Origin of the sequence: Exiguobacterium sp. s143 (genome assembly GCF_018618895.1) — a bacterium.
In the GTDB taxonomy this organism is placed as follows: Bacteria; Bacillota; Bacilli; order Exiguobacteriales; family Exiguobacteriaceae; genus Exiguobacterium_A; species Exiguobacterium_A abrahamii.
Genome location: NZ_JACSMX010000002.1, coordinates 283,689 through 308,165, shown reverse-complemented (window position 1 = coordinate 308,165; position 24,477 = coordinate 283,689). Strand labels below are relative to the sequence as shown.

28 protein-coding genes are annotated in these 24,477 nt (G+C 48.3%); 8 read left to right on the top strand and 20 right to left on the bottom strand.

Annotation, left to right across the window (positions count from 1 at the left end):
• Nucleotides 1-170 precede the first annotated feature (170 nt).
• The 3 genes from KNQ03_RS09815 to KNQ03_RS09805 form a co-directional block, all read right to left on the bottom strand.
• A complete protein-coding gene (locus KNQ03_RS09815) occupies nt 171-623 on the bottom strand; it encodes a hypothetical protein (RefSeq protein WP_214724510.1) in 453 nt (150 codons plus the stop codon).
• 71 nt (nt 624-694) lie between these two features.
• The gene (locus KNQ03_RS09810) at nt 695-1,114 is read right to left on the bottom strand and encodes a hypothetical protein (RefSeq protein WP_023467641.1); all 420 of its coding nucleotides are present in this window, start codon (nt 1,112-1,114) and stop codon (nt 695-697) included.
• On the bottom strand, nt 1,114-3,231 hold the full coding sequence (locus KNQ03_RS09805; RefSeq protein WP_149426993.1) for a DNA topoisomerase III: 2,118 nt from the start codon (nt 3,229-3,231) through the stop codon (nt 1,114-1,116). Before KNQ03_RS09805 ends, KNQ03_RS09810 begins: the two co-directional genes overlap by 1 nt.
• 44 nt (nt 3,232-3,275) lie before the next feature.
• On the opposite strand from KNQ03_RS09805, the gene KNQ03_RS09800 reads away from it, so the two are divergent.
• Entirely contained in the window at nt 3,276-4,172 is an 897-nt protein-coding gene (locus KNQ03_RS09800) for a DMT family transporter (protein ID WP_023467639.1), read from the top strand.
• A 46-nt stretch (nt 4,173-4,218) separates the two neighbouring features.
• On the opposite strand, the gene KNQ03_RS09795 is transcribed toward KNQ03_RS09800, so the two are convergent.
• A complete protein-coding gene (locus KNQ03_RS09795) occupies nt 4,219-5,679 on the bottom strand; it encodes an MDR family MFS transporter (RefSeq protein ID WP_058712922.1) in 1,461 nt (486 codons plus the stop codon).
• A 145-nt stretch (nt 5,680-5,824) separates the two neighbouring features.
• Here KNQ03_RS09795 and KNQ03_RS09790 point away from each other — a divergent pair, with 145 nt between their 5' ends.
• Nucleotides 5,825-6,640: an SDR family NAD(P)-dependent oxidoreductase gene (locus KNQ03_RS09790; RefSeq protein WP_023467637.1), complete on the top strand. Its 816-nt coding sequence runs from the start codon at nt 5,825-5,827 to the stop codon at nt 6,638-6,640.
• Between the two features lie 42 nt (nt 6,641-6,682).
• On the opposite strand, the gene KNQ03_RS09785 is transcribed toward KNQ03_RS09790, so the two are convergent.
• Genes KNQ03_RS09785 through rnz form a run of 7 tightly spaced genes read right to left on the bottom strand, consistent with a single transcriptional unit; the run spans nt 6,683 to nt 11,434 of the window.
• Nucleotides 6,683-7,054, bottom strand: a complete 372-nt coding sequence (locus tag KNQ03_RS09785; RefSeq protein WP_149426991.1) for a hypothetical protein — start codon at nt 7,052-7,054, stop codon at nt 6,683-6,685.
• A gap of 27 nt (nt 7,055-7,081) precedes the next feature.
• Nucleotides 7,082-7,645: a hypothetical protein gene (locus tag KNQ03_RS09780; RefSeq protein ID WP_050678517.1), complete on the bottom strand. Its 564-nt coding sequence runs from the start codon at nt 7,643-7,645 to the stop codon at nt 7,082-7,084.
• Nucleotides 7,642-8,595: an ATP-binding cassette domain-containing protein gene (locus KNQ03_RS09775; RefSeq protein ID WP_251133508.1), complete on the bottom strand. Its 954-nt coding sequence runs from the start codon at nt 8,593-8,595 to the stop codon at nt 7,642-7,644. The genes KNQ03_RS09780 and KNQ03_RS09775 overlap by 4 nt, the downstream gene beginning before the upstream one ends.
• Complete coding sequence (locus KNQ03_RS09770) at nt 8,531-9,250, bottom strand: hypothetical protein (RefSeq protein WP_149426990.1); 720 nt, start codon at nt 9,248-9,250, stop codon at nt 8,531-8,533. The genes KNQ03_RS09775 and KNQ03_RS09770 overlap by 65 nt, the downstream gene beginning before the upstream one ends.
• The gene (locus KNQ03_RS09765) at nt 9,228-9,632 is read right to left on the bottom strand and encodes a DUF4430 domain-containing protein (protein ID WP_214724508.1); all 405 of its coding nucleotides are present in this window, start codon (nt 9,630-9,632) and stop codon (nt 9,228-9,230) included. The genes KNQ03_RS09770 and KNQ03_RS09765 overlap by 23 nt, the downstream gene beginning before the upstream one ends.
• Nucleotides 9,629-10,525, bottom strand: coding sequence for a hypothetical protein (locus tag KNQ03_RS09760; protein ID WP_058265134.1), 897 nt, complete (start codon nt 10,523-10,525; stop codon nt 9,629-9,631). Before KNQ03_RS09760 ends, KNQ03_RS09765 begins: the two co-directional genes overlap by 4 nt.
• A gap of 3 nt (nt 10,526-10,528) precedes the next feature.
• Nucleotides 10,529-11,434 carry a ribonuclease Z gene (gene rnz / locus KNQ03_RS09755; protein ID WP_149426989.1) on the bottom strand — a complete coding sequence of 302 codons (906 nt, stop codon included), beginning with the start codon at nt 11,432-11,434 and terminating at the stop codon, nt 10,529-10,531.
• 108 nt (nt 11,435-11,542) lie between these two features.
• Between rnz and KNQ03_RS09750 the strand changes: the two genes are divergently transcribed.
• Nucleotides 11,543-11,722, top strand: a complete 180-nt coding sequence (locus KNQ03_RS09750) for a hypothetical protein (RefSeq protein ID WP_023467629.1) — start codon at nt 11,543-11,545, stop codon at nt 11,720-11,722.
• Between the two features lie 62 nt (nt 11,723-11,784).
• Here KNQ03_RS09750 and KNQ03_RS09745 read toward each other — a convergent pair whose 3' ends face one another.
• Both KNQ03_RS09745 and KNQ03_RS09740 read right to left on the bottom strand, forming a co-directional pair.
• Nucleotides 11,785-12,909 carry a M20/M25/M40 family metallo-hydrolase gene (locus KNQ03_RS09745; protein WP_064300262.1) on the bottom strand — a complete coding sequence of 375 codons (1,125 nt, stop codon included), beginning with the start codon at nt 12,907-12,909 and terminating at the stop codon, nt 11,785-11,787.
• 229 nt (nt 12,910-13,138) lie between these two features.
• Nucleotides 13,139-14,101 carry an aromatic acid exporter family protein gene (locus KNQ03_RS09740; protein WP_235147627.1) on the bottom strand — a complete coding sequence of 321 codons (963 nt, stop codon included), beginning with the start codon at nt 14,099-14,101 and terminating at the stop codon, nt 13,139-13,141.
• A gap of 76 nt (nt 14,102-14,177) precedes the next feature.
• On the opposite strand from KNQ03_RS09740, the gene KNQ03_RS09735 reads away from it, so the two are divergent.
• From KNQ03_RS09735 to KNQ03_RS09720, 4 genes are all read left to right on the top strand, one after another.
• Nucleotides 14,178-15,254 (top strand): N-acetylglucosaminidase, encoded by a 1,077-nt coding sequence (locus tag KNQ03_RS09735; protein WP_214724506.1) that lies wholly within the window; start codon nt 14,178-14,180, stop codon nt 15,252-15,254.
• A 57-nt stretch (nt 15,255-15,311) separates the two neighbouring features.
• The gene (locus KNQ03_RS09730; protein WP_214724504.1) at nt 15,312-16,247 is read left to right on the top strand and encodes a manganese-dependent inorganic pyrophosphatase; all 936 of its coding nucleotides are present in this window, start codon (nt 15,312-15,314) and stop codon (nt 16,245-16,247) included.
• Between the two features lie 85 nt (nt 16,248-16,332).
• Nucleotides 16,333-17,097 (top strand): 2,4-dienoyl-CoA reductase, encoded by a 765-nt coding sequence (fadH, locus tag KNQ03_RS09725; RefSeq protein ID WP_214724501.1) that lies wholly within the window; start codon nt 16,333-16,335, stop codon nt 17,095-17,097.
• Between the two features lie 228 nt (nt 17,098-17,325).
• Nucleotides 17,326-18,039, top strand: coding sequence for a ZIP family metal transporter (locus tag KNQ03_RS09720; RefSeq protein WP_047390876.1), 714 nt, complete (start codon nt 17,326-17,328; stop codon nt 18,037-18,039).
• 65 nt (nt 18,040-18,104) lie between these two features.
• Here the strand turns inward: KNQ03_RS09720 and KNQ03_RS09715 are convergent, their stop codons facing one another.
• The 7 genes from KNQ03_RS09715 to KNQ03_RS09685 all read right to left on the bottom strand — a co-directional run bounded on the left by KNQ03_RS09715 (nt 18,105) and on the right by KNQ03_RS09685 (nt 23,480).
• On the bottom strand, nt 18,105-18,743 hold the full coding sequence (locus KNQ03_RS09715; RefSeq protein ID WP_214724499.1) for an HD domain-containing protein: 639 nt from the start codon (nt 18,741-18,743) through the stop codon (nt 18,105-18,107).
• Nucleotides 18,725-19,261 carry a GNAT family N-acetyltransferase gene (locus KNQ03_RS09710; protein WP_214724497.1) on the bottom strand — a complete coding sequence of 179 codons (537 nt, stop codon included), beginning with the start codon at nt 19,259-19,261 and terminating at the stop codon, nt 18,725-18,727. The genes KNQ03_RS09715 and KNQ03_RS09710 overlap by 19 nt, the downstream gene beginning before the upstream one ends.
• A 64-nt stretch (nt 19,262-19,325) precedes the next feature.
• Nucleotides 19,326-20,048 (bottom strand): amino acid ABC transporter ATP-binding protein, encoded by a 723-nt coding sequence (locus KNQ03_RS09705; RefSeq protein WP_041255311.1) that lies wholly within the window; start codon nt 20,046-20,048, stop codon nt 19,326-19,328.
• Nucleotides 20,049-20,061: 13 nt separating this feature from the next.
• On the bottom strand, nt 20,062-20,721 hold the full coding sequence (locus KNQ03_RS09700; protein WP_041255309.1) for an amino acid ABC transporter permease: 660 nt from the start codon (nt 20,719-20,721) through the stop codon (nt 20,062-20,064).
• Nucleotides 20,722-20,778: 57 nt separating this feature from the next.
• Nucleotides 20,779-21,552, bottom strand: a complete 774-nt coding sequence (locus tag KNQ03_RS09695; RefSeq protein ID WP_023467617.1) for a transporter substrate-binding domain-containing protein — start codon at nt 21,550-21,552, stop codon at nt 20,779-20,781.
• A 287-nt stretch (nt 21,553-21,839) separates the two neighbouring features.
• Nucleotides 21,840-22,265, bottom strand: a complete 426-nt coding sequence (locus KNQ03_RS09690) for a BrxA/BrxB family bacilliredoxin (RefSeq protein WP_023467616.1) — start codon at nt 22,263-22,265, stop codon at nt 21,840-21,842.
• 30 nt (nt 22,266-22,295) lie between these two features.
• Nucleotides 22,296-23,480 (bottom strand): class I SAM-dependent methyltransferase, encoded by a 1,185-nt coding sequence (locus KNQ03_RS09685; RefSeq protein WP_214724495.1) that lies wholly within the window; start codon nt 23,478-23,480, stop codon nt 22,296-22,298.
• Nucleotides 23,481-23,590: 110 nt separating this feature from the next.
• Between KNQ03_RS09685 and KNQ03_RS09680 the strand changes: the two genes are divergently transcribed.
• Nucleotides 23,591-24,364, top strand: a complete 774-nt coding sequence (locus KNQ03_RS09680; protein ID WP_058705388.1) for a sporulation protein — start codon at nt 23,591-23,593, stop codon at nt 24,362-24,364.
• Nucleotides 24,365-24,477 lie beyond the last annotated feature (113 nt).

Sequence of the window (24,477 nt, the reverse complement as noted above, 5' to 3'; positions counted from 1 at the left end):
CAATAAAGGTATTCCCGTCCATTCATTGTAAACTTTTTTCAATCGATACACAGCATTCTGCTCAAAAAGATTTCAATTTCATACAACTTTAATCTAAATCGTTGTATATGACAATTAGATGTCACGATTCAACCGTTTTCAACAAAAAAAGAGCCCCTGAGGACCCTTTTTCAATGATGATGGTGATGGCTATGACTATGACTCCGGACCGGCTGTTCGTCCGCTAAATGATCCGCATCCAAAATGCCGAGCCGTAAGTACTGAGCGACGACTTGTTTTTTCGTCGTTTCGGAAATCTGATCTGTTCCTTGGACGAGCCTTAAGATGCCAGTCGCAATCCGAAACGGTTCGAGATTCGTCTTTTCGACTGGAAAACTTGTCAACGTTTCTAAGTAAGCGACGTAATTCAGTGCATCCGATTCCGTTGGACTGACGAGACGCGCCGCATGCTCGCGCAGTTGTTGCGTCAATGAATTCGTCGAAATTCCCTTTGAGGCTGCAGAGATGACTCCAAACAGAATGAACCCGATGATGAGAACAAAAAATCCGACCATGAAAATCGGCATGCCCGAGAAGAAGCCGTCGCCTCCCAGTTCGCCTTCCATGAATGCTACTGTGAACATAGTGAACCCTCCAAATGAATAAAATGATGACGATCACTTATCCTACGTCATCCTCTTCAAGAAAGTTTCACCTAGTTAGGTAGTTTTTGTAAGTCAGCTTGGAACCAGTCTTCAACGAAGAAGCGTTCCGTCTCCGTCTCGATTTGATATGAATACAACACTTCGAAGTCGCCTTCCGTCAGCATCGGTAACGTCAATTCGCGTACGAGTTGGCGTAACTCTTCCGTCAGCTCAGCTTCGTAGCGGATGAATCCATCTTCCCGGTGCTCGACTTCCGTCAAGTACGGAAGTAGGATGTGTTTTCCGAATGATTGTGGATCATCGATCACTTCCGCAGTCACACCAAACAGTTCTTCTGCTTCTTCGACCAGTCCTTCTGCCGACTGTACCTCAATATGGTCCGGAAACCAGACCGTCAAGCGGCGCCCTTCTTGTAACAGTCGTTCAAAGACAGGACGAAACGTTTGATTTTGAATCAGTTCGTATTGCATCAGTCTTCCCCTTTCGTGAATTCGAATTTTAATTGATCGCGTTCGAGATAGAGCATCGCCTTAAACTGGCGCGCATTCTTTTTCATCTCGAGTGGCTTTGTTTTTTGACCCGCTAGTACTTTTTTGACTTCCGTTTGCGTCAGTCGGGCACCAAGGATCGTTTTCGGTAACGTAAAGCCACAGTTGTTCTTTTGATAGCCACTGCAGCCATAGAACTTCCCACGATCAAGCACTGCTGATTGACACAGCGGGCACGGACCGACCGGACGATTCGTTGCACCCCGCGGGGACTTGCTTTTGACTTGTGTCGGATCAACGGCGAGTTGTTCAATTCGTTGTTTGGCATCGACGACGAGATGCTCCGACAATTTCTTCGCCTGTTCAATGAACTGGGCAGCCGACGCTTCCCCTTTACCGATTTGCTCGAGACGGCTCTCCCACTTCGCTGTCATCTCTGGCGAAGCAAGAATGCTCCCCGTTACGGCATCGATCAAGATCCGACCTTTTGGCGTCGGATGAATCTCTTTTTTGACGAGTTTGATGTATTCCCGCCGTTTTAGTCCGTCGATGATCCCGGCACGGGTCGCTTCCGTCCCAAGTCCCTCGACTTCCTTCATGATCGCTTGCAGCTCATCTTCGAGTAACTTACCGGCTGTTTTCATACCGAGGATGAGCGTCCCTTCCGTATAGCGTTTCGGCGGCTCCGTTTGTTTCTCAAGCAGACGACAGCCTTTGATCGGCATCTCTTGTCCTTGTTCGACGGCTGGTAATTCGACTTCCTTTGACTCGATTTGTAAGACCTGTTTAAAGCCCGGATCAATCGTCCGACTGCCGCGCGTCAAAAAACGGTCCATCTCACGCGTCGTCACGATTTCCGTCTTCTCCGAGACGGCGTCCGGTGCAAAGGCAGCAAGAAAACGGCGAACGATTAAGTCGTAGACTTGTGCATCTCGTCCGGAGAGCTTCGCGACGGCACCCGCTTCTTCTGTTGGAATGATCGCATAGTGGTCGCTGACCTTCGCCGGATTAACGTAACGTTTATCGTTAGCCGGATTGTTCGTCAGGACATCCTTGATTGGGCTATATTCCGCTTGCTTCAGTAACCGATCAAGAATGACCGGGAACTGTCCCGCCTCCTCTTTCGTTACGAAGGAAGAGTCCGTTCGCGGATAACTGATCCAACCACGGATATAGAGTTTTTGCGCGATATCGAGCGTCTCTTTTGCACCGAGACCAAACCGTCGGCTCGCTTCTGTTTGTAAGAGTGACAAACTGAACCAAAACGGTGGTCGTTCCGTCTGACGTTTTTTCTCGATTGATGCGACGACTCCAGTTCCTTTCGTCCGATCCACGATCGCTTGTGCCTGGTCCCGGTCACTCAGCTTCGTCTGTTTCTTCGCATTGATGTATTTTCCTTTGTATCGCGTAAAATCCGCCTCGACTTCGTAGTACGTCTCCGGTCGAAAATTCTCGATCTGTTTTTCCCGTTCGACGATCAGTGCAAGCGTCGGTGTCTGGACCCGTCCGAGGGAGAAGACGTCGGCGATGCCCTTCTTCTTCAGTAACGTCGTATACGCACGTGACGCATTCATCCCGATCAACCAATCGGCGCAAGCGCGACTCATCGCCTCATGAAAAATGTTCTCCGTTTCCTTGCCATCGAGCAGGTTCGCAAACCCATGATCAACCGCTTGAGGCGTCAGACTCGAAATCCAGAGTCGTTGCAGTGGTTTCGCGTTGTTCGCGAGACGTAAGATCAATCGGACGATTGCCTCTCCCTCTCGCTCGGCATCCGATGCTATAATGATGGAAGTCGTCGTCCGCTCATTCAATAATTTCTTGATGACCTGGTATGGTTTACTCTTGCCTTTTGCCAGTCGGTAATCAAATCGTTCCGGGATGATCGGCAGATGATCGTAGTTCCATCGTTTCCATTTGGCGTCATAATGCGCCGGCTCCTGCAGTTCGCATAAGTGTCCGACCGCATAGGCGAGTTTTGCTCCTTGCGGAAACCGGTCACATGGTTTGATTTCAATGTAGCCGTCCCGCTTCACGGACGGATACGGAGCTGCCAGTTTTTCCGCTTGTTTTGGTTTTTCAGCAATGATCAATTGCACACGCTTCACCCTCATTTCCTTACTTCAGACATGTGGAGGTACCCATGCCCTATTTTACGTTATTCATGGCTTTATTCTTTATTTCAACATCGGCAATCTTCGTCAAGTGGGCGGAGACACCGATCGAGGCTGTCGCCTTTTACCGCATGTTGTTTTCGACCTTGTTGTTGCTCCCACTCATTCGATTGAAGGAACTGTTGCAACTCAGTTCGTCGACGATCCGGCATATGCTATTAAGTGGCATTTTGCTCGCCGGGCATTTTTGGCTGTGGTTCCTCTCTCTTGATTATACGACAGTTGCGAGCTCGACGCTCTTCGTGACCGCGAGTCCGATTTTTGTCCTGGCCGGTAACGCGTTATTCTTCAAACAACACCCGTCGCGCAAAGCACTCCTGTTCGTCGCTGTCGCCTTATTTGGTGGCGGTCTCGTCGCTTATGGAGATATCGCTGTCGGCATGCGCGCCTTGATCGGGGACGGTCTTGCCTTGCTCGCAACGATTTTAGTCGCTGGTTACTGGTTGCTCGGTCAACACGTCCGCACAAGCGTCTCGACGAACCTCTATTCGTTCGGTGTCTACGCTGTCGCGTCGCTCGTCTTACTTTTGTTATCATTGATTCAATCAACGAATCTCGTTGCTGCGTTCCAACAAGATTGGTGGCTGTATATTCTTCTTGCCGTCTTCCCGACGTTACTCGGTCACAATTTATTCAACTGGGCGCTCGCTCGTGTCAGTGCCAGCATCGTCAGCATCACGATCCTTGGCGAAGCGGTTTGGGGGATGATCTTCGGATACTATCTGTTCGATGAGAAGCTGACATGGATTCAAATCACCGGTGCCGCTTTACTATTGATCGGAATCGGATTGTTCCTCCGACGCAACGAACGCGATATTCGCGAACAACTCGCCCAGCGTGAGAGTGCCACTAGTCAATCTTCTTAATGACAAAAGCGAACCAGGATGATCATCATCCTGGTTCGCTTTTTCATTACGATCGTGGATCGTCAGGTCGAACTTTCGGTAAACGCCATGTCATCGCGAACGCAAGAATCGCACAAAGAACGCCACCGATGAAGACGTAACGTAATCCATGTGATAACGCGATTTCTGCCGCATACTGCACATCCTGTCCGAACGTTTTTGCCGTACTCGATTGGAAAAATGGATCAATCGCGTACCCTGAGAGCGTGTCCGACGCTGAAAACGAACGAAGGATGGATAGGTTGAAGATCGTACCGAAGATCGCAACACCGAGCGTCTGTCCCGTCGTACTCAAGAACGAGTTGACGGCCGTCGCTGAGCCACGAAGTGACCAATCGACGGAAGTCTGCAGGACGACCATGAAGACGGGTTGTGAGAGACCAAAACCAATTCCGATCAGCGAAACGGCAAGATAGATGAAAACATCACTTGATTCGCGCGTGATCAACGATAAAATCACTGTACCGACGATCAGCAGTCCCATTCCTGTCATCGTCCGATACCGGGGTGAGGCGACACCAATCGTCCGTCCACCGATAATGGCGGTCAGCGTCCAAAAAAGCGACAGTGGCATCAACATGAAACCAGCTTCGGTCGGACTCTTGCCGAGTACCCCTTGGGCAAAAATCGGAATATACGCTGACATCGAGACGAGCACCCAGGCGGAAAAGAAGACCGCTAAGTTGATCACGAGAATGACCGGATGGCGAATGACTGCTGGTGGTAAGAGTGGATCGCTCGCCTTTTTCTCGACACGATAGAACGTGAACAATAAAACGAAACTAATGAAAAAGCTGGCTAGAATGATCGGACGCAAGAACGTCTCCGACTCACTGCCCGATAATAAGCCGTAAAGAAACGCACTCATCCCGAGCGCAAACAATAACGCACCCCGGTAATCGATTTTCCGTTCCGTTTCACGGACCGTCTCTTTGTAGTAAACGACGATCATGAAGAACGACAATAACGCAAACGGTACGTTTAGTAAGAAAATATACCGCCACGAAAGCGATTCGACGAGGAATCCACCGACAAGTGGTCCAGCGACACCTGAGATTCCCCAGACAGCGCTGAGCACTCCTTGGATTTTCCCCCGCTCCTCATATGTATACAAATCCCCAATGATCGTCATCGCGATCGGCAATACAGCTCCTGCCCCGATTCCTTGGACGGCGCGGAAAACGATCAACATCTCCATCGATTGAGCGAGTCCACAGGCTAACGAAGCGACGGTGAAGACGCCGATCCCGAATAACAGAACCCGTTTTCGACCATATAAATCTGCCATCTTTCCGTAAATCGGTGTTGATACCGCCATGAACAACAAGAATCCAGCAAAGATCCAACTGACTAATTTCGCCCCGTTCAATTCACTCGCCATGACAGGTGTTGCTGTTGCAACGATCGTCCCCTCGATCGCGGCTAAAAACGTCGCGAGCAACAAGGCGACGGTTACTTTTTTCCTCATTCGTTCCACTTCCCCTCTACTGTTCTATCATACTGGTTGAACCAGTGATAAGAAAAGTAAATGCTTACGAAACAGGATTCGCGGGAACGGTATGGAATGGTATACACTAGACTCAGATTCACGATTTCGAATGGAGGAATGTCCTATGTTACGAAAAACGGCACTGATTACCGGTGCATCGGGTGGAATCGGACTAGATCTCGCTGTCCTCGCGGCGCGAGATGGCTTCGATTGTGTACTCGTTGCCCGCAATGAGAAGAAATTGAAGGAGCTTCAACAGGTCCTTGAAAAACGCTATCAGATCAAAGTCTATGTATTCGCTGCTGATTTATCGCTAAGCGACAGCGTTGATCGTCTCGTGCAATACTTAGAGGAACAAGAATTGACAGTCGATCTATTGTTCAATAATGCCGGCTTCGCCACGTCGGGACGCTTTGCGGAAATCGATCCAACAGAAGACATTAACTCGATCCAGGTCAACGTCGTCGCCTTGACGGATTTGACGAAACGTCTCTTACCGGGAATGGTCGAACGTGGCTTTGGACGCATCTTGAATGTCGCGTCGGTCGCTGCCTTCATGCCAGGACCATACATGAGTGTCTACTATGCAACGAAAGCCTATGTCCTGTCGTTCTCAGAAGCACTTGCGACAGAAGTCGACGGCTCGGGTGTCAGTGTGACTTGTCTCTGTCCAGGACCGACCGATACGAACTTCTTCGACCGGGCGAACATCACGCTACCATTCAAGAGTATGCCGTCACACCTCGTCGCCTTCGCCGGGTACCGTGGCATGCTCAAAGGACGCCGCGTCGTTGTTCCAGGTGCAAGCAACCGCGCCATGGTTTCCTTGTCTCGTCTCTTGCCACGCCGTCTCCTGACCGAAGTGACAGGTCGAATTCAAGATCCTGCTCGCCAGCAAGAATCATCGACAGAAGAAGAACTCCTGTACGCGAATTCATAAAAAAACGGAAGGACCAGATAGCTGGTTCTTCCGTTTTTGTAATTATGCCTCATGATGACGAAAACGCCGCGTCGCATAACGTTTGACGCGATCGAACGTCGTCGTATAGTGATACAGATAACGAATGACGAGCGCACCCGTGATCGAGACGATGTAGCCCGTCGATAAGACGAGTAACCAGGAGACAATCGCGAGGAACCATGAACTCTCGAATCGTAAATGTTGCCAAAGTAATCCTTCTGATGAGGTAATGAGCATGGCGCTTGGGAAGATGGCGGCAGCAAGTAAGTAACAAGCAGCGTAACGTCCTCTAATCGTACCTTTCATCAACAGAATACTGCCAAACACTAAGCCGACACTCGAAACGATGAGCAACATGACGACATAAGCAAGCGAAATCGACGATCCCAGCATATGCCTTCCCTCCTGTTCGGTATGTTACTATTCTGTACCCCTCTTTTCATCGAATGAATGCATAATTCGTAAAAAAATCGGAAACAATATCCAAATGAATATCGCGTTACTGAATCCGTGAAGCATATCAAACGTTCCCCCGGCTACAAGCAGTGTCAAAAAAGCTTGCCACGAGAATCCGGTCAATACCAAGAACCCGAGATTGCTCACCCATCCGTATAAGAAACCAGCTAGAAATCCATATCCAGTCAATACGATCCGGTAACGAAGAAACGGAACGAATCCTAAACTGGCAATCGTTGCATACGCCAGCGCCTGAAAGAGGACGAACGGACCGCTTCCGAGAAATAAGCTCGTTAACACGACGACAAGCATCCCAGAAATAGCTCCGACGATCGGATGGATGAATACGGCTAATAATAAGACGAGTGCCGTTGCCGGCTGGACGTTCGGCAAACTAGAGAACAACAATCGTCCGACGATTGCCGCTGCCGTGATGATGGCGATGAACCGTAATCGTTGATCCGTCATCTGAAGTCTCTCGAACATGACTAAAAACAGACAAACGATTAGAACCGTTGCGACGATCATACGAACAACCGACTTTCTTGTAAAAAATGCTTCGTCGGTCCATCGAAAGCAACCTCTCCGTGCACGAGATAAATGATCCGCTGTGCTGCCCGAATGAGAACTGGATCATGCGTCGCCATGACGATCAGATTCGTCGGATTCTGCTTCCACGATGCGACGAAAGCCATTCGTGCGCTGTCATCAAGTCCAGCCGTCGGTTCATCAAAGTAATAGCTGTCTTTACTCCAATCGATACCGTCCAAGAGACGTTTTTTTTGCGTCGTAAAACTACCACTTCGATCGTCTAATGGCGCAAGCATCGGATGCGCTGGTACATAATGCGTCTCCCCCGACCGCCGGACTTTTCCGTATAGCGGTCGCTCGACACCGAGCGCGAGTCGTAGTAACGTCGATTTCCCACTACCATTCGCACCGACGATCGCAATGCGTTCACCTTGGTGAAACGACAATTTTTCTGTCACGAGTGCATAGCGTGTCTGTAACGGATAACGGTGTTGGACGTTTTCGATCCGATTCAGGATACGACCTGTCAGTTCAGTGGCGCGACTCGTGATCGCCAAGTCGGATTGTATCGTCATCGAGCAATGGATCTGACAACCAAACCGTCGTTCGATTTCTTCAAGCAATCCCATTAATCGTTTCCGCCTGACATGATCAAGAAAGAGAAACGGTTCCGACAAGAACAGGGTATTTGGTGACGAAGACAACGCATGACCGAGACCGACAAGCTGTTGTTCTCCGGATGAGAGCTCACTGGACTCCGCTTCAAAAAAAGCTTCTAGCCCAAGCAAAGTCGCGAGTTCTCCTGCCCGAAACAAGGAACCCGTCGCCAGAAGATCTCGGACACGTCCATGAAGCAACCGCTCGGGTGTCAAGACCGGTTGTTCATGTTCGCCCGCCTGTTGACGTAGTCGCTCTTCGCGATCGGTGTCGGTATACATGATAGGCATCCCGGATTCCCCCTTTTGTAAATAATAGCGCTATAGGCAAAATCATCGCCGAAATGATTGCCCATGGTGTCAGACAAAAAACCAGTCCTGCCGCAAGCAATAAACCTATCTGAACATCACGTCGCGTGATCGGTCTTAAGCGAGACGGCACCGCTTCGATCGGTACGATATGATAGGCGGCCATCCGCTCCAGTCGAACAGCAAGCGACGTATCCGGATGACTCATCTTGACTTCGGGCCAAGTGCGTAAGAAAGACGGAATCAGCGCCAGCACCATACCCGTCAATCGTGTCAGTCGAGGTAAGAAACGAAACAACGGTCCCATCTGATCGAGTCGAACCAACGTAAAAATCCATTGACTCGACGTGATGAATAGCGTCACTTGGACCGTCGTTTCATAAATCGCTACTGTGTCGATGCTTGCACCATAAAGAAGCGGGACACACATCATGACGGCATAAAGAGCCGGGAGGACTAAATAGCGAAACACAGTCCGTTCTTGAACGAATAAAAACAAGAGCAGATGATAGACGACGATCACGGATTGATCATGTGTGAGGACGAACGGGATCGTAATCATCCCGATGAAAAAGAGAGCGACGTTCACTGGGTGAAGTCGCTCCCGTTCTGGTTTACTCAAAATAAGCCATTGCATCTTTTTCAAATCGCCATTCGAGACGATCTCCTTTTTTCAGTTCATAACTTCCAGCACCGACTTCGCCTGGTTTGCCGTTGACTCCGAAGACCCAGCCACTACCTGCTCCAGCTGATTTCTCTCGAATCCCATCGACTGCCGTGACATATGCCATCTCACCTTTGCCTGTTTTGACGACATCGAGCGTCGTATCTTCAAGTGCATCAAGTGCTGTATCTTTTTCGTTCAAGCATACGTCTTTATTAAATAACGTTTTATCCTTGACGTGATCCACGACCGATACCTTGACTTCCGCCTCACAAGACGCTGTTTGTTGTTCCTCTTTTGCTTCCGCGCAACCGGCAAGTAACACGATACTTGTAGCAAATAACCATTTTTTCATCGTACGACTCCTTTTCGCCTTGATGTCTCAAAGCTGTAATTATATAACAGAATAGTTTTATCGCGTAAGGATTGACCGTCAGAACGGTAATAGGTCAGACGGACCGCATTCGCTAAGACATCGTCCCCTGTATTGACGTACGGAATCAGTTTTCCTTCGTCATCAATCAAGAAGACCGTTGCATCCTGCAGACTAAACGTTTCATAGAGCCCATCGAGATCCATCTCGACATAGGGTGTTTTGGAATCATGTAAGATTTCATGAATCGAAAGCTTTCGCAACGTCTCAAACGATTGATTCGCATCAATCAGTTTCTGGTAATACGACGTCAACGATTTTGTCGTCAACTCTTCACGTGGTCGATAGGAAATCGTTCCTGTCAGCTCCTGGTAACTCACATCGTAACGAATGAAACGTTTTGGCGTTTCAACGAGCATCTCAAACGAGGCGTTCCTGAGATTCCCGCCCCGATCGAACATCAACTGACTTTGTTCCATCCGCAGCCCTTCTTCACCGACACGTCGTTCGATTTGAGAAAGGAAATTGTCGAATGAGTCATCCGTGATCGTCACGCGACCAATCTGTTGTGTTTCTTCCCGCAACATTCCCGCATCAAACGGACCGAGAAAGAGTTGGAACAGGAAGAATAAGAACCCAAAGAGTGCCATGTACCGTTTATAACGCGAGTTCTTTTTCGGGTGCAGGACGATCAGGAAAATGATGATGCCGAGCGGTAACTGAATATCATAGACTGGAAACGACACGGCCCCGAGACATGCATAAAAAATGAACTTCATGTACAAGTATTTTTCTTTTTCCGTCCGACGTTCGAGTAAAAACCCTAATCCGCTAGCAGCCAGTAAAAAGAGTGCCCATAGAATGAGAAAGTCCATCGTCTATCCTTTGACCGGGACGACCCGGTGATCAAACATGAGATGGCTGTTCGCGAATACTTCTCGCGCCTCTTGTTCCAGTACTTCCTCTTGATCGACATAACGAGCGGAAACGTGCGTCAATAGAAGCTTTTTCGCTTGTGCCGTTTCTGCAATGACAGCTGCCTGTCGAGCGGTCGAGTGACCGAAGCGTCCCGCATGTTCGACTTCTCGATCGGCAAACGTTGCTTCATGGACTAATACATCGACGTCTCGTGCCAGTTCGACCGAGGCCGCGCACGGCATCGTATCGCCAAGAACGGCTAGTTTGACACCAGGTTTGGGTGATTCTAAAAAATCGGACGATGAATAGACCGTGCCTTCGAATTCAAAGGTTTCTTCCAGTGTGATTCGGCGATAGATCGGACCGGAAGGAACGCCTAGTGCCTTCAGTGCATCCACACGCAAGGCACCCCGCTCTTCTGGTCCTTCTAGTCGGTACCCGAACGCCGGGAAGCGATGTTCAAGCGACCGCGCCGTCACGCGGAATCCATCCTGGTCATAGGTTTGACCGTCTTCGACTTCAACGATCCGGAGTGGATAGCGTAGATATGTTCCTGTGATGCGTAATGTCGCGTCCATCCATTCTTTGATCCCGGTCGGTCCATAGATCGTTAGCGGTGTCGTTCCTTCTAGCGCTGCTCTTGTGCTAATGAAGCCTGGTAAACCAAAGATATGATCCCCGTGTAAATGGGTAATGAAGATCGCGTTGACTTTCCGTGGTTTGATTGGGCTGTGTAAGATTTGATGTTGCGTCGCTTCTCCACAATCGAACAACCATGTCATTTTGGGGTGTAACAAGGCAATCGATGTGACGTTTCGTTGTTTCGACGGCATACCGGCTCCTGTCCCTAAAAAATAAAATTCCATCTTTTTCCCCTTTTCGTAAAATTAGCATTTTTTATACACAAAATACACCTTTCTTCTGTTGAAGCATGGTAAACTGTACCTATTCAGATTTGGAAGGTGGTTTTTTCCATGACTAAGATTGAACGGACCTATGCCCGCATCGTCCGGGAAGCCCGCAAACTGAACGAGAGTTATCGGCAAAAATACGGAAAGTCGATTCAAATCGATGAAATCGCTTCGACCTTATTATGTACTGAAGAACTCGTTCTAGAGTCTATGGAATATGTTGATCGTCCTCAAGTAGTTTAATCGTACAATGATAAAGAGTGTACCGCAATGTTGCGGTACACTCTTTTTTGTGTTTCATCAGCTTATTTGTTCGTAATGTAATCAACTAGCGTCACGCAAAGTTCCGCTGTTTTGACGAGTTCTTCGATCGGCATCTTCTCATTCGTCGTGTGGATATCTTCATATCCGACAGCCAAGTTGACCGTTGGAATACCAAAACCAGCAATGACGTTGGCATCTGATCCACCACCAGAATGTAAGAGGCGTGGCGTGCGTCCGAGTTGTGTGATCGCTGCTTTCGCGACTTCGACGACTTGATCTCCATCCTCGAACTTGAATCCTGGGTACATGACTTTGACTTCAACTTCAGCACGACCACCAAGCTCTGCTGCCGCTTCTTCAAACGCCGCTTTCATCTTCTCTGTCTGTGCTTCCATCTTCGGAGCGACGAGTGACCGTGCTTCCGCGAAGATTTCGACATAATCACAAACGATGTTCGTTGATGGACCGCCACCGCTGAACCGTCCGATGTTCGCTGTCGTCTCTTCATCAATCCGACCGAGCGGCATCTTCGCGATCGCTTTCGACGCAATCGTAATCGCCGAGACACCTTTTTCCGGTGCGACACCAGCATGCGCTGTTTTCCCGAAAATCTTCGCATTGACTTTTGCTTGCGTTGGAGCAGCCGTGATGATGTCTCCGACTTTTCCATCTGAATCAAGTGCAAAACCATAATCGGCATCGATTTTTGATGGATCAAGCACCATCGCACCGACGAGCCCAGATTCTTCACCGACTGTGATGACGAACTGAATTTTCCCGTGAGGTTGTTTCGTTTCATTCAATACATGCACGAGTTCGATCAGAGATGCGAGACCTGTTTTATCATCTGCCCCAAGAATCGTTGTGCCGTCCGTCTTGACGTAACCGTCTTCGATGATTGGTTTAATGCCTTGCCCCGGGAATACCGTATCCATATGGGAAGTGAAATAAATTTTATCGACGCCGTCTTTTGTTGCCGGAAGTGTGACGATTAAATTGTTTCCTTTATGTTCCGTCTTAGACGAAGCGTCATCCTCGAACACCTCACATCCGAGATCCTCGAACGTTTTTTTCAGGTGAGCACAAATCCGTGCCTCCTCTTTTGATTCCGAATCGATCTGGACAAGTTCTAAAAACGTATCTAATACACGTTGTTCATTGACCATGACAAAACCCTCCTCTTATTATGTTTCAATCCACTAGCGCTTTTTTAGTATACCATCCCCATCGTCATTTGCACTTCTGAAAGGTTGTTTGTACAATGGCAGTAATCAGTTGATGTAAGAGAGGAGTAGTGGATATGGCAAAACCATCGAAACAACAACGCATCATCAAATGGACGACGATCGGGATTTTAGCGATCTTCCTGATCGGTACGTTCGCCTCGACGATGTTTTATTTCTTTTGATTGACGTAGCGTTGCTTTAAACGTAAATATTGCTCCGCTTCTTGTAGCATGTGCAGTAAGGCAGAGCGGACCTCGAACTCTTCCCGCGTGACGGGTAAGGCAGAGGCACGAAAACGTGTCAATAATGCCTCTAGTTCTGAAATGTACACCATTGCGTCGGCTTCAGGTCGGACATTGTCACCAATCGTCCGAAAGAAGTCGGCGACTTTTTTTCCTTCTTCGACGACGAGGACGAGTTCCTCGGCATGATGGACGATACCGCGCAGTAACTCGAATTGTTGTTCGCGCATCCGGAAGTAGGCATAATCTTCATCATCGTTCCGACGACCGATTGCGTTTCCCATCCGTTTTAAGGCGGCATCCTTCCCTTCACGTAACAGACGTTCTGTCTCGTCAAGCGTCAACGCATGATGATTGACCCGCCCTGTTTCAATCGCAGCCGCGACTTCAAAAAATAAGGCAGCGATCCGTTGGTCGATCTTTTCTCGTCGGTCGTCAATCAACAAATCGAGACTTGGCATGTACATGTTGACAAGCAATCCGACACCGACACCGATTCCGAGCAATAAGGATTCATTTAACAGGATGTGCGCGTTGAGCTGACGTTCCGTATACAAATGTGTCAGAATGACGACACTCGTGATGAAACCGTCCTGAAGTCGGAGGCGTTGAACGGAGGGAAGGAATAAAATGAAATAGATCAATAACGTCACCGGACGATAGCCGATGACCTCGAATAGAATGAATCCGAGCACGATGGCAAGTAATGATGCCATGATGCGTTCGTAAGAAGACCGAAACGTCTTCTTTCGTGTCGACTGGATGCTCAAGATGGCGATGATGGCAGCGAAGACGTAATAGTCGAGCTTGAGCTGTTCTGCGATCCACATCGCGAGCGCAGCAGCGACTGCTGTCTTCAGCGTGCGATAACCGATTTGCAACAGGTTCACCCCCTTTTGTTTTTCTTTGTTAGACTACCTACGTTGGACACGAATGTCCATTGCTTTTTAAAGGACGTGATTTACTTTGACGACACGCACTATCCGCCCCGGTCGCCCCGTGCGCCGGACCGGTTCGATAAAAGGATTACTTTTTTTCTTCCTCATCGGAGTTCTCTTGTTCTTTTGGCTCCGCGAGGAACCGAAGACCGTCTTAACCCCACCAGCGCCTTATTCAGCTGAGCGCTATGAAAAAGGCAAAATCATGGAACAAGAGTTCCAGACGTTCACCGAAGCGAAGGAGTACGCGGGACAGCGCGGCGCGGTGAAACGTTCATCGGACGACCGCTACGTCTACCTCGGTGGACCAGGTACCGGGATCGTCGACGATCGTGGTATCCTATCGATTCATCGTGACCCTGAGTTAAAGAAACGGCTCACGTACGTCGCTTCCGGCACACGTGTCCAGTTGCTTGAATTCGGGGAACAGACAAGTCGTGTCAGCATCGCCGGCGTGACGGGTCATGTCCCAACGGACCGCTTACGCCCATTCCCGGCAGAACGTGTCTCGAATGCATCGTATTATCAGACGAATGGTGATCGTCTCCTTCACTACATCGTCGCGGACAGCGGACTTGGTGGACTGATCGTTGCCGGTGAAGCGACGAAAACGACGCCTCGGACGAGTGAATATGTCGAATCGAAGACATTAACACGTGATTTGACGAAACCGACGCGTCTCAGTGCGAAACAACTCGATGCGTTCATCAAGGAGCAAGCACCGGACAGTCCCTTGATCGGTAAAGGAAAAGTCTTTAAGTCCGTTGAAAAGAAATACCGTGTCAACGCGGTCTATCTGCTTGCACATGCGATTCACGAATCCGATTATGGACGGTCTGAGATTGCCCGCGAGAAAAATAACTTGTTCGGCGTCAATGCGACCGATTCCGCTCCGGGAGAAGATGCGACCGTCTATAAATCCTTGACGGACTCGATCGAGCAGACCGGTCGATTCATCGCAAAGGATTATCTCGATCGGGATGGACGTTATTTCCGCGGGGCGTACCTTGGGAACAAGCAAAAAGGCATGAACGTCTTTTACGCGTCAGACCCCTTCTGGAGTGAAAAAATCGCTGGTATCATGGTGAAAATGAACGCTTTCTAAATCGGAGATATGATACACTATAGGGCGAGACAACAATCATTGAGGAGTGAACACGTCATGGAAAAAGTTTTAGTATTTGGTCACAAAAATCCTGATACCGATACAATCACATCGGCAATCGCTTATGCAGAATTAAAGAAAGCACTCGGTGTCAATGCCGAAGCCATCCGCCTCGGTGAAATGAATGATGAAACATTATTCGCACTCGATACGTTCAAAGTTCCAGCACCACGTCTCGTGACAGAAGTCGCGACGGAAGCAACACACGTCATTTTAGTCGACCACAACGAACGTCAACAAAGTGCGAACGATATCGACGCTGTTACCGTAACAGAAGTCATCGACCATCACCGGATCGCAAACTTTGAGACATCGGATCCTGTCTACTACCGGGCAGAACCGGTCGGCTGTACAGCAACGATCCTGAACAAGCTCTACAAAGAGCATGGTGTTGCCATCAAACCAGAAATCGCTGGGTTGATGTTATCAGCGATCATTTCTGACTCGCTCCTGTTCAAATCGCCGACTTGCACGGAGCAAGATATCATCGCAGCGCGTGAACTCGCAGAAATCGCTGGTGTCGATGCGAACGTCTACGGTCTTGAGATGCTCAAAGCTGGAGCTGATCTCTCGAAAAAATCCGTTCCTGAATTGATCTCACTTGATGCAAAAGAATTCACGATGGGAACACTCAAAGTCGAAATCGCTCAAGTCAACACGGTCGATACAGCTGAAGTCTTGCTTCGCCAAGAAGAACTCGAAACAGCAATCAACGAAGTTATCCTTGCAAAAGGACTTGATCTGTTCGTCTTCATCGTCACGGATATCTTGACGAACAACTCTGTTGGACTCGTCCTCGGGAAAGAAGCGAATCTCGTCGAACGTGCTTACGGTCTTGAAGCGACGAACAACCTTGTTTACCTCGAAGGTGTCGTTTCACGTAAGAAACAAGTCGTTCCTGTCTTAACAGATACGGCTCTTGCAACACAATAAGTCAGAAAAAGAAGGAGTTCGCTCCTTCTTTTTTGAATAAAGAATATGAATGGCTGTTCATTCATTACATAAAGGAGGAAGCAATATGACACAAACGATCATGGTGACGGGTGGAACGAACGGAATGGGGAAAGCGATGGCGCTCGCCTTAAAGGAAGCCGGCTGGAACGTCGTTGTTACAGGACGCGACGCGGAACGCTTGCGACTCATGGATGAAGCATTGGGTCAGATTCAAGGTGAACATCTGACGATTCAGATGGATGTCCGTGATGCTGACGCTTGTCTGGCTGCTGTCAATCAAGCACGCGAACGGTTTGGTCGTCTCGAAGCATTGATCAACAATGCTGCCGGGAACTTCATCTGTCCGACCGACGAGTTATCACCAAATGGATGGAAGACGGTCATCGATATCGTCCTCAACGGGACATTCAACTGCTGTCACGCTCTTGTCAAAGGATGGCAGGAAGATCAAGTCGTTGGCGGACAAATCGTCAACATCGTTGCGTCTTATGCGTGGCAGGCCGGCGCTGGTGTCGCTCCGAGTGCTGCTGCGAAAGCCGGTGTCCTGAACTTGACGCGGACGCTTGCCGTCGAATGGGGCTATAAATATCAAGCCCGTGTCAACGCGATCAGTCCTGGCCCGATCGAACGGACAGGTGGTGCTGACAAACTCGCTTTATCACCGGAACACGCGGAACGAATTCGCCGCAACGTCCCGCTCGGTCGATTCGGGACACCGGAAGAGATCGCAACACTTGCAACATGGATGGTGTCAGATCAAGCCCGCTACTTGAACGGAGAATGTATCGCTCTTGACGGTGGACATTGGTTAAATAAACAACCATTCTAATGATTGAGATGTAATGACTTAAGAAGTCGGTCTCCACAAAGACAAGAATGACACGCTTCACGCAACTCCTACAGGATCTTGTGTCTCGCCTGAGGAAAAGGCGTGAAATGACGCGTCATTCTGTTTTTAAGTCAGCCCCTTGCATGCGTCGCGAACTATTTTTCTTTCTTTTCGCTATGTTTATGAATTATCTAGAACAGGTAGAAAGGACAAGAAGGAGGCGATCGTATGTGGGAAGCGTTCGGTTGGGGGGCGCTAGCAGGTGGTGCCGTTGTCATCGGTGCCCTATTCGGATTGTACTTACCCTTAAAGCAACGCCTGATTGGTTATATCATGTCGTTTGGGACCGGGATCTTGATTGGAGCAGCGACGTTCGAGTTACTCGATGAAGCATTAAAGAAGTCAACGACGCTCGTCGTCGCGATCTCCTTCATCGTCGGCGCACTCGTCTTTACGGGCTTTGACCTATTCGTTTCGTCACGCGGCGCGAGTAAACGGAAACGCTCGTCTGGTGGGAACGAAGGCACGGGAACAGCGATTTTTTTCGGGACGATTCTTGATGCGATCCCGGAATCAATCATGATCGGTGCCAGTCTGTTATCGGGAAATGTCAGCGCGGCACTCGTCGCGGCGATTTTCGTCAGTAATATCCCGGAAGGCTTATCGAGTACGACCGGTTTGCGAAAAGATGGCTTTTCGAAGAACAAAGTATTGCTGATGTGGGGAGTCGTCTGGTTGATCTCCGCCCTCGCCTCACTCGCCGGCTACACGATTCTCGCAGAACTCCCGGACATGCAATTCGCCATGATCGGTGGCTTCGCAAGCGGTGGAATCATTGCGATGCTCGCTTCGACGATGATGCCGGAAGCTCATGAGGAAGGTGGTGCGATCGTTGGTCTGTTCGCAGCACTTGGGTTAATTACTGCCATCATCCTTAGTTAAATACAACATAAGGCGCGTTGTCTGGAAAATGAACCGGACAACGCGCCTTATGTGTTTAAATTGATTTACATATCACCTACTTCTCCCGTAGCGCCCTCCCATTCCTGCTTAAAACGATTAACGAACTCTTCCATGTAGCGATGTCGCTCCTCTGCTAAAAGAAGTGCTGTTTTCGTATTCATTAAATCTTTTAGCCGGAATAACTTTTCTTCAAAATGATTCAGGGCACTCGTCTCTCCCTTTCGGTCACCCGGTTCTCGTGGTGCTAGTCCAGGTACATGCATCGGCTCCCCGAACCGACCAGCGAACTGAAATGTGCGCGCAATCCCGATTGCACCGATGGCATCGAGACGATCAGCATCTTGAACGACTTGCCCTTCGATCGTTTGCATCGGTGGGCGTGTACCGTCTTTATAGGACAGGCTCGTGATGATGTCTAGAATTTGTTCCTGTTCTTCTTCTGTCACTTTTCCTTGCAAGAAGGTCGCGACCGTCTCTGCCGTTCCCCCGAGTTTACTATCTGCTACGTCATGAAGTAAGGCCGCCAGTTCGATGATTTTGACGTTCCCGCCTTCCTGTTTGGCAATATGTAAGGCTAAGCGGCGAACCCGTTCGATATGGGCATAATCATGACCTGAAAAGTCCGTCGCGTGAAACGACCGGACAAAGATTTCCGTTTCTTGAATCATTGTCGTTCCCTCCATTCCGGTTCGAGTAATCCGTACAGTAACATATCATGTCGCTCCCCGTCTCGTCGTAAAAAGGCTCGGTATCTTCCTTCCTGAACGAACCCGAGTCGTTCGTACAGTTGAACCGCACGTGTATTATACTCAAAGACCGTCAATTGAATCCGGTACAAGTTCAACTCTAAGAAGGCGTACTCTAGTATCGTCTGTAGCGCATCCGTTGCATACCCTTGCCCTTCACAATCCGGATCGATGCCGATCATCAGCCATGCCGTTCCATGTGTCGGTAAAATATCTTCTAATGCGACCACCCCAATCATCCGTTCATCTTCGAAGTTACGAATCGCAAACCGAAACGTCTCCGGAGCATCCGTCGCCATCATCTGTTCAATCTTTTCCTTCGATAAGTGACGATATGGCGTCGCACTGAAATGACGAGCAAACGTTGCATCGTCAAGTAGACGTTGCATCACTTCGGTATCTTCCGACTGAAAACGCGTCAGCCGAGTATGATGACCTTCAAGCAGTTTTTTCATTCTTATCCCCCTCTCTGCTAAAAACCGAAAAAAGCTAACCCTTTTCAGAGTTAGCGTGCTGTGCTCATAAAACTTTTTCGAGGAATTTTTTCGCCCGGTCCGTTTTCGGATTGTCGAAGAGTTCAACTGGTGAACCTTCTTCCATTAAAATTCCCTCATCAAGGAACAGGACACGATCGGCGACTTCTTTGGCAAAGCCCATCTCGTGGGTGACGATGACCATCGTCATTCCACTCTCAGCCAGTTGCTTCATGACGTCCAGTACTTCGTTGACCATCTCTGGATCAAGAGCAGACGTCGGTTCATCGAACAGCATGACGTTCGGTTCCATCGCAAGGGCACGTGCGATTGCGACCCGTTGTTTTTGTCCACCTGATAACTGGTTCGGATAATTATCGCGTTTCTCAGCTAGACCGACACGCTCAAGTAACGTCTCTGCCCGCTTGACTGCCTCGTCTTTCGAAATACCGAGAACGTTGATTGGTGCGTACGTCAGATTATCAAGGACAGACTTATGCGGGAACAAGTTGAACTGTTGGAACACCATGCCGATGTTCTGACGTGCTTTTGAGATATTTGCTTTTGGTTTCGTTAATTCGAAACCATCAACGATGATCGTTCCACTCGTTGGTTGCTCCAGTAAGTTGATACACCGCAGAAATGTTGATTTACCGGATCCCGACGGTCCGATGACAGCGACGACTTCACCGCGTGTGACTGTCGTCGAGATACCTTTTAATACTTCTAATTTTCCGAACTGCTTATGCAAATCGGTGACTTGGATCATAGGTTCCATCTGATTACCCACTCTTTCTCATAGCTTTTTCGACTTGTTGGCCTATCAAGCTCAATCCCATGACGAGAACAAAATATACGAATCCGGCAAACAACAACGGTTCGAAATAAATCGCCTTTTCTCCTCCAACGATTTGCGCACGACGCATGACGTCGAGCACACCGACTGTCGAGACGAGTGCCGATTCCTTCGTCAACGTGATCAATTCGTTCATGATCGCCGGAAGGATATTTTTAAAGGCTTGTGGCAAAATGATCGAACGGAGTTGTTTGAAATACGAAATACCGAGCGCATCTGCCGCTTCCCACTGTCCGCGATCAACAGCCTGAATCCCTGCCCGAATGATTTCCGAGATATACGCTCCGGAGTTCAAGGAGAAGGCGATGATTGCCGATTGGTATCCTGTCGTCACATACCCTGTCAACTGTGGTAATCCAAAGTGGACGATCGCCAGTTGCAAAATCAATGGTGTCCCCCGGAAGATCGCTGTGTAAGCATGACCAATGAAACGGAGGAAACGGCTCTTCGTGATTTTCAGTGCCGCGACGACGATTCCGATCAGCATCCCGGCAATGGCCGCCACGATGACGACTTGGAACAGGACCGGAATCCCCTCAAGAATATATGGAATTGAATCTTGAATCTTTGTAAAGTCTATCATAATCAATCTCCTAACGTCGCACAAAAGGGATGAGGTTACCCCCACCCCCATGCACTTGACTTATTTTGCTTCTTTTTGGAACCATTCTTCTGCCAATTTATCGATTTCACCACTGTCGATCATCTTCTTCAACTCTTTGTTGAAATCGTCACGCATCTTATCCCCTTTTTTGAAGGCGATCGCTGATCCAGCTGGACCATCTTCTTTAATCTGGTACGTTTTTAGGGATGCATCTTGATCCATGTATTTGACGGCAACTGCATCCTCGATGATGAGGGCATCAATCCGACCTGTATTCAATTCTTGAATGATTTCTGGGATTTTGTTTAAAGGAACTGCTTCGCTATCTTTGAAGCGATCTTTTGCGAGTCCCTCTTGGATCGAACCAAGCTGGACACCGATTTTTTTGCCTTTGAGTTCGTCTTCCGAACTAATCGCTTTATCCTTCGTCATGACTAAGTTTTTTGATTCGAAGTAGATGTCCGTGAAGTCAGCGTTTTTCTTACGCTCTTCTGTCGGTGTCATGCCCGCCATGACGAAATCGACACGACCTGAGCTGAGGGCACCGAGTAGGCTTCCGAATTCCATGTCTTCGATTTTTAAGTCATACCCGAGATTTTTCGTGACTTCCTTGGCGATCGCAACGTCGAACCCGACGATGTCCTCTCCTTTTTTCGTATCGATGTATTCAAACGGGAAGTAATCCGCTGACGTTCCCATCGTCAATACTTTATCGCTTTTGCTTGATCCACCTGTTGATTCTTCCGACGCGCCACATGCTGCCATCGTGACTGCCAGAATGCCTGCCATTGCCGTTGCTAATAATTTTTTCATTCGAGTTTTCCCCTTCCAACGCTCAATTGTCAGAACTTTAACAATAGTATGACTTATGTGTATGTCCAATTCAATACCGAAAAGCCTGACCTGTTCTATTGCTTTTAGGATATACGAATATTTATTCACTGTAAAGCATAAATATATAAATTTTTTTGACTTTCTATTCATAAATCATGCATAAATGACTTTTTATACATTTTTGCAAACGCTTTCAATTTTAAAATTTATTATCTTAATCTCATGAATGCGTAAAAAAAGACCCCTTTATCAGGAGTCTTCTTTGCTTATGCATAGATTTCAATCAATGATTCAAGTTTCTCGACGACCTCTTCTGCCGTGAACGATTCGATGTCGAACCGCTCGACCATCGAGAGGATGTTTCCATCTTGCATTAATGCAAATGACGGAGATGAAGGTGGATAACCTTCGAAGTATTCACGCGCACGGTCTGTCGCTTCGCGATCTTGTCCAGCGAATACCGTGACGAAATGATCGGGCTTGATGCCCTCTTTCCGATTAACGTACGCTGCAGCAGGACGGGCGATCCCGCCAGCACATCCACACACCGAATTGACAAGGACAAGTGTTAGCCCTTCGCGTTTCATTGCTTCATCCACGCTCTCTGGAGTCGTTAATTCTTCAAATCCAGCAGCTTGCGCTTCTTTGCGGGCTGTTTGGACGACATCTTCAAAATACATTTGGAAATCCATCGTATTGCCTCCTTTGATTCGTTCTCCTTCTTATTGTACGAGTTTCGGTGAAATCTGTCCAAGTCTGCCGCTTAATTCAGTTTCTAAAAATGGTCGGGCATGCAACAAATCACGGAACGCGATGTAACGATCGATTTTCTCTTCCGTTGGTCGCTTGTTTTGTTTGTATGCTCGAATCAAGATGTTCTTCGGTGTGTGCTCGAGATCAATGAATTCGAGCAACTGCGCTTCGTATCCGACGAGCGTCAGCAACTCGGCACGAATCGAGTCAGTCGCCAGTGATGCGAATTTTTCTTTAATCAGTCCGTGCTGGAGCATGACATCGAGTGGCGAACAGTCCAGTTGACGGTTCAATTCCTTTTGACAGCACGGTACACTCAGGATGACCGATGCATTCCAGTCAACAGCTCGCGCGAGTGCGACGTCGGTCGCGACATCACAAGCGTGAAGTGTCACCATCAGGTCAACTTCCGTCTCCCCTGTGTAATCATGAACGTCTCCGACACGGAATGTCAGATCGGTATAATCCAGATCACGCGCAATTTGTGTACATTCTTCGATGACTTCTTTCTTTAAATCAAGACCTGTCACTTCGAGGTCGAATCCTTTGACGACTTTTAGATAATGATAGAGAGCAAACGTCAAATACGATTTTCCGCATCCGAAGTCCAAGATCCGGAGTTTTTTTCCTTTTGGCAAGGCAGCAATGCTATCCTCGACAAATTCAAGAAAGCGATTGATTTGTTTAAACTTATCGTACTTCTGTTTTTTGACTTGACCCGCTTCCGTCATGACGCCTAAGCGAATCAGAAACGGAACCGGCACACCGTCTTCTAATAGATAGGTTTTTTGGCGGTCATGCGACAAGAGAGCTTTCATCGGCTCCTTTTTGGATGTCTTGAGCGCGACTTTCAGCTTTTTCGAGAGCTGGAATTGCCATTCCTCTTCTTCAAAACGGAATAAGAATTGGCGGAATTCCGTGAACCAGTCATCGAGTCGCCCGACGAAATCGTCAATTAAAATATTTTCATGCTTCATAACGCGTTCAAATTGAAACTCTACCTGCATCATCACCGTATCTCTTAATAGAATCGGTTTTACCTTGATTCGTCGGAGATCATTTGATTTTTGACGCGGATTACTTATCGTTGCATGGATCAGTGTTCCTTGCGTGATTTGCGAGGCAAGACTCGCTTTTAATTCATGTAGTTCCACTAGTCGTCCCGTCCTTTTCTGATGTTCTTTCGAAACTGTAGCAAATTCGTACCTGTTCGACAAGTTTACACGCTTCATCATTCGTACGTAATCAAAAGGAGGAATTCATCATGTTCAAAAAAATTCTATCGCAAATCGGAATTGGTGCTGCTACGGTCGATACACGCTTGACGGATGACCGCTGTGAACCAGGCGGTCAAATTCACGGTGTCGTCCATATCAAAGGCGGAAACGTCGATCAAGAAATTGATCGAATTTATCTTGAATTCAACACGCAGTACAAACAAGAAGTCAATGATAGCACGACGTTTACGACCTTTACGCTCGACCGATTTGCCTTAAATGAAGCGAAGTTCACGATTGAAGCGGGTGTCGAGCGGGAAATTCCCTTTACATTACGCGTCCCGCTGAATACGCCACTCTCCGTCAGTCAATCGAAATCGTGGATCGAGACGGGACTCGACATCGCTCAAGCCGTCGATCCATCTGACCGTGACGCTGTCATCGTCGAAGCAAACCGCTACCAAGCAACAGTCTTAGATGCAATGGAGTCACTTGGCTTCCGATTGAAAAAAGCCGACACGGAAAAATTACCTGGACGATTCCGGAAAGATTTACCGATTGCTCAGGAGCTTGAATATTCAGCTCGCAATACACACTACGCTCATAAACTGGATGAGATTGAAATCATCATGCTTCAAGACGGGTCTGGGATTGATTTAATCGTCCAAGTCGATCGTCGTGCGCACAGTCTCGGATCATTGTTCAGTGAAATGGCTGGTGCGGATGAGTCAATGATCAAACTGCGTCTGTCCAATAGTGAATTGCAGGATCAATCGTTCGTCGAACGTCAGCTGACAAGCATCGTGGAACGCTATAGCTGATCAATCGATCGACTTTACTTGAAAGTGATTCCTCTTCAGGGGGAGTCACTTTTTTTCATTCAAGTCAGTCTGTCTAAAAACACGTTTGAAATTTATTTCAATTTGAAATCGTT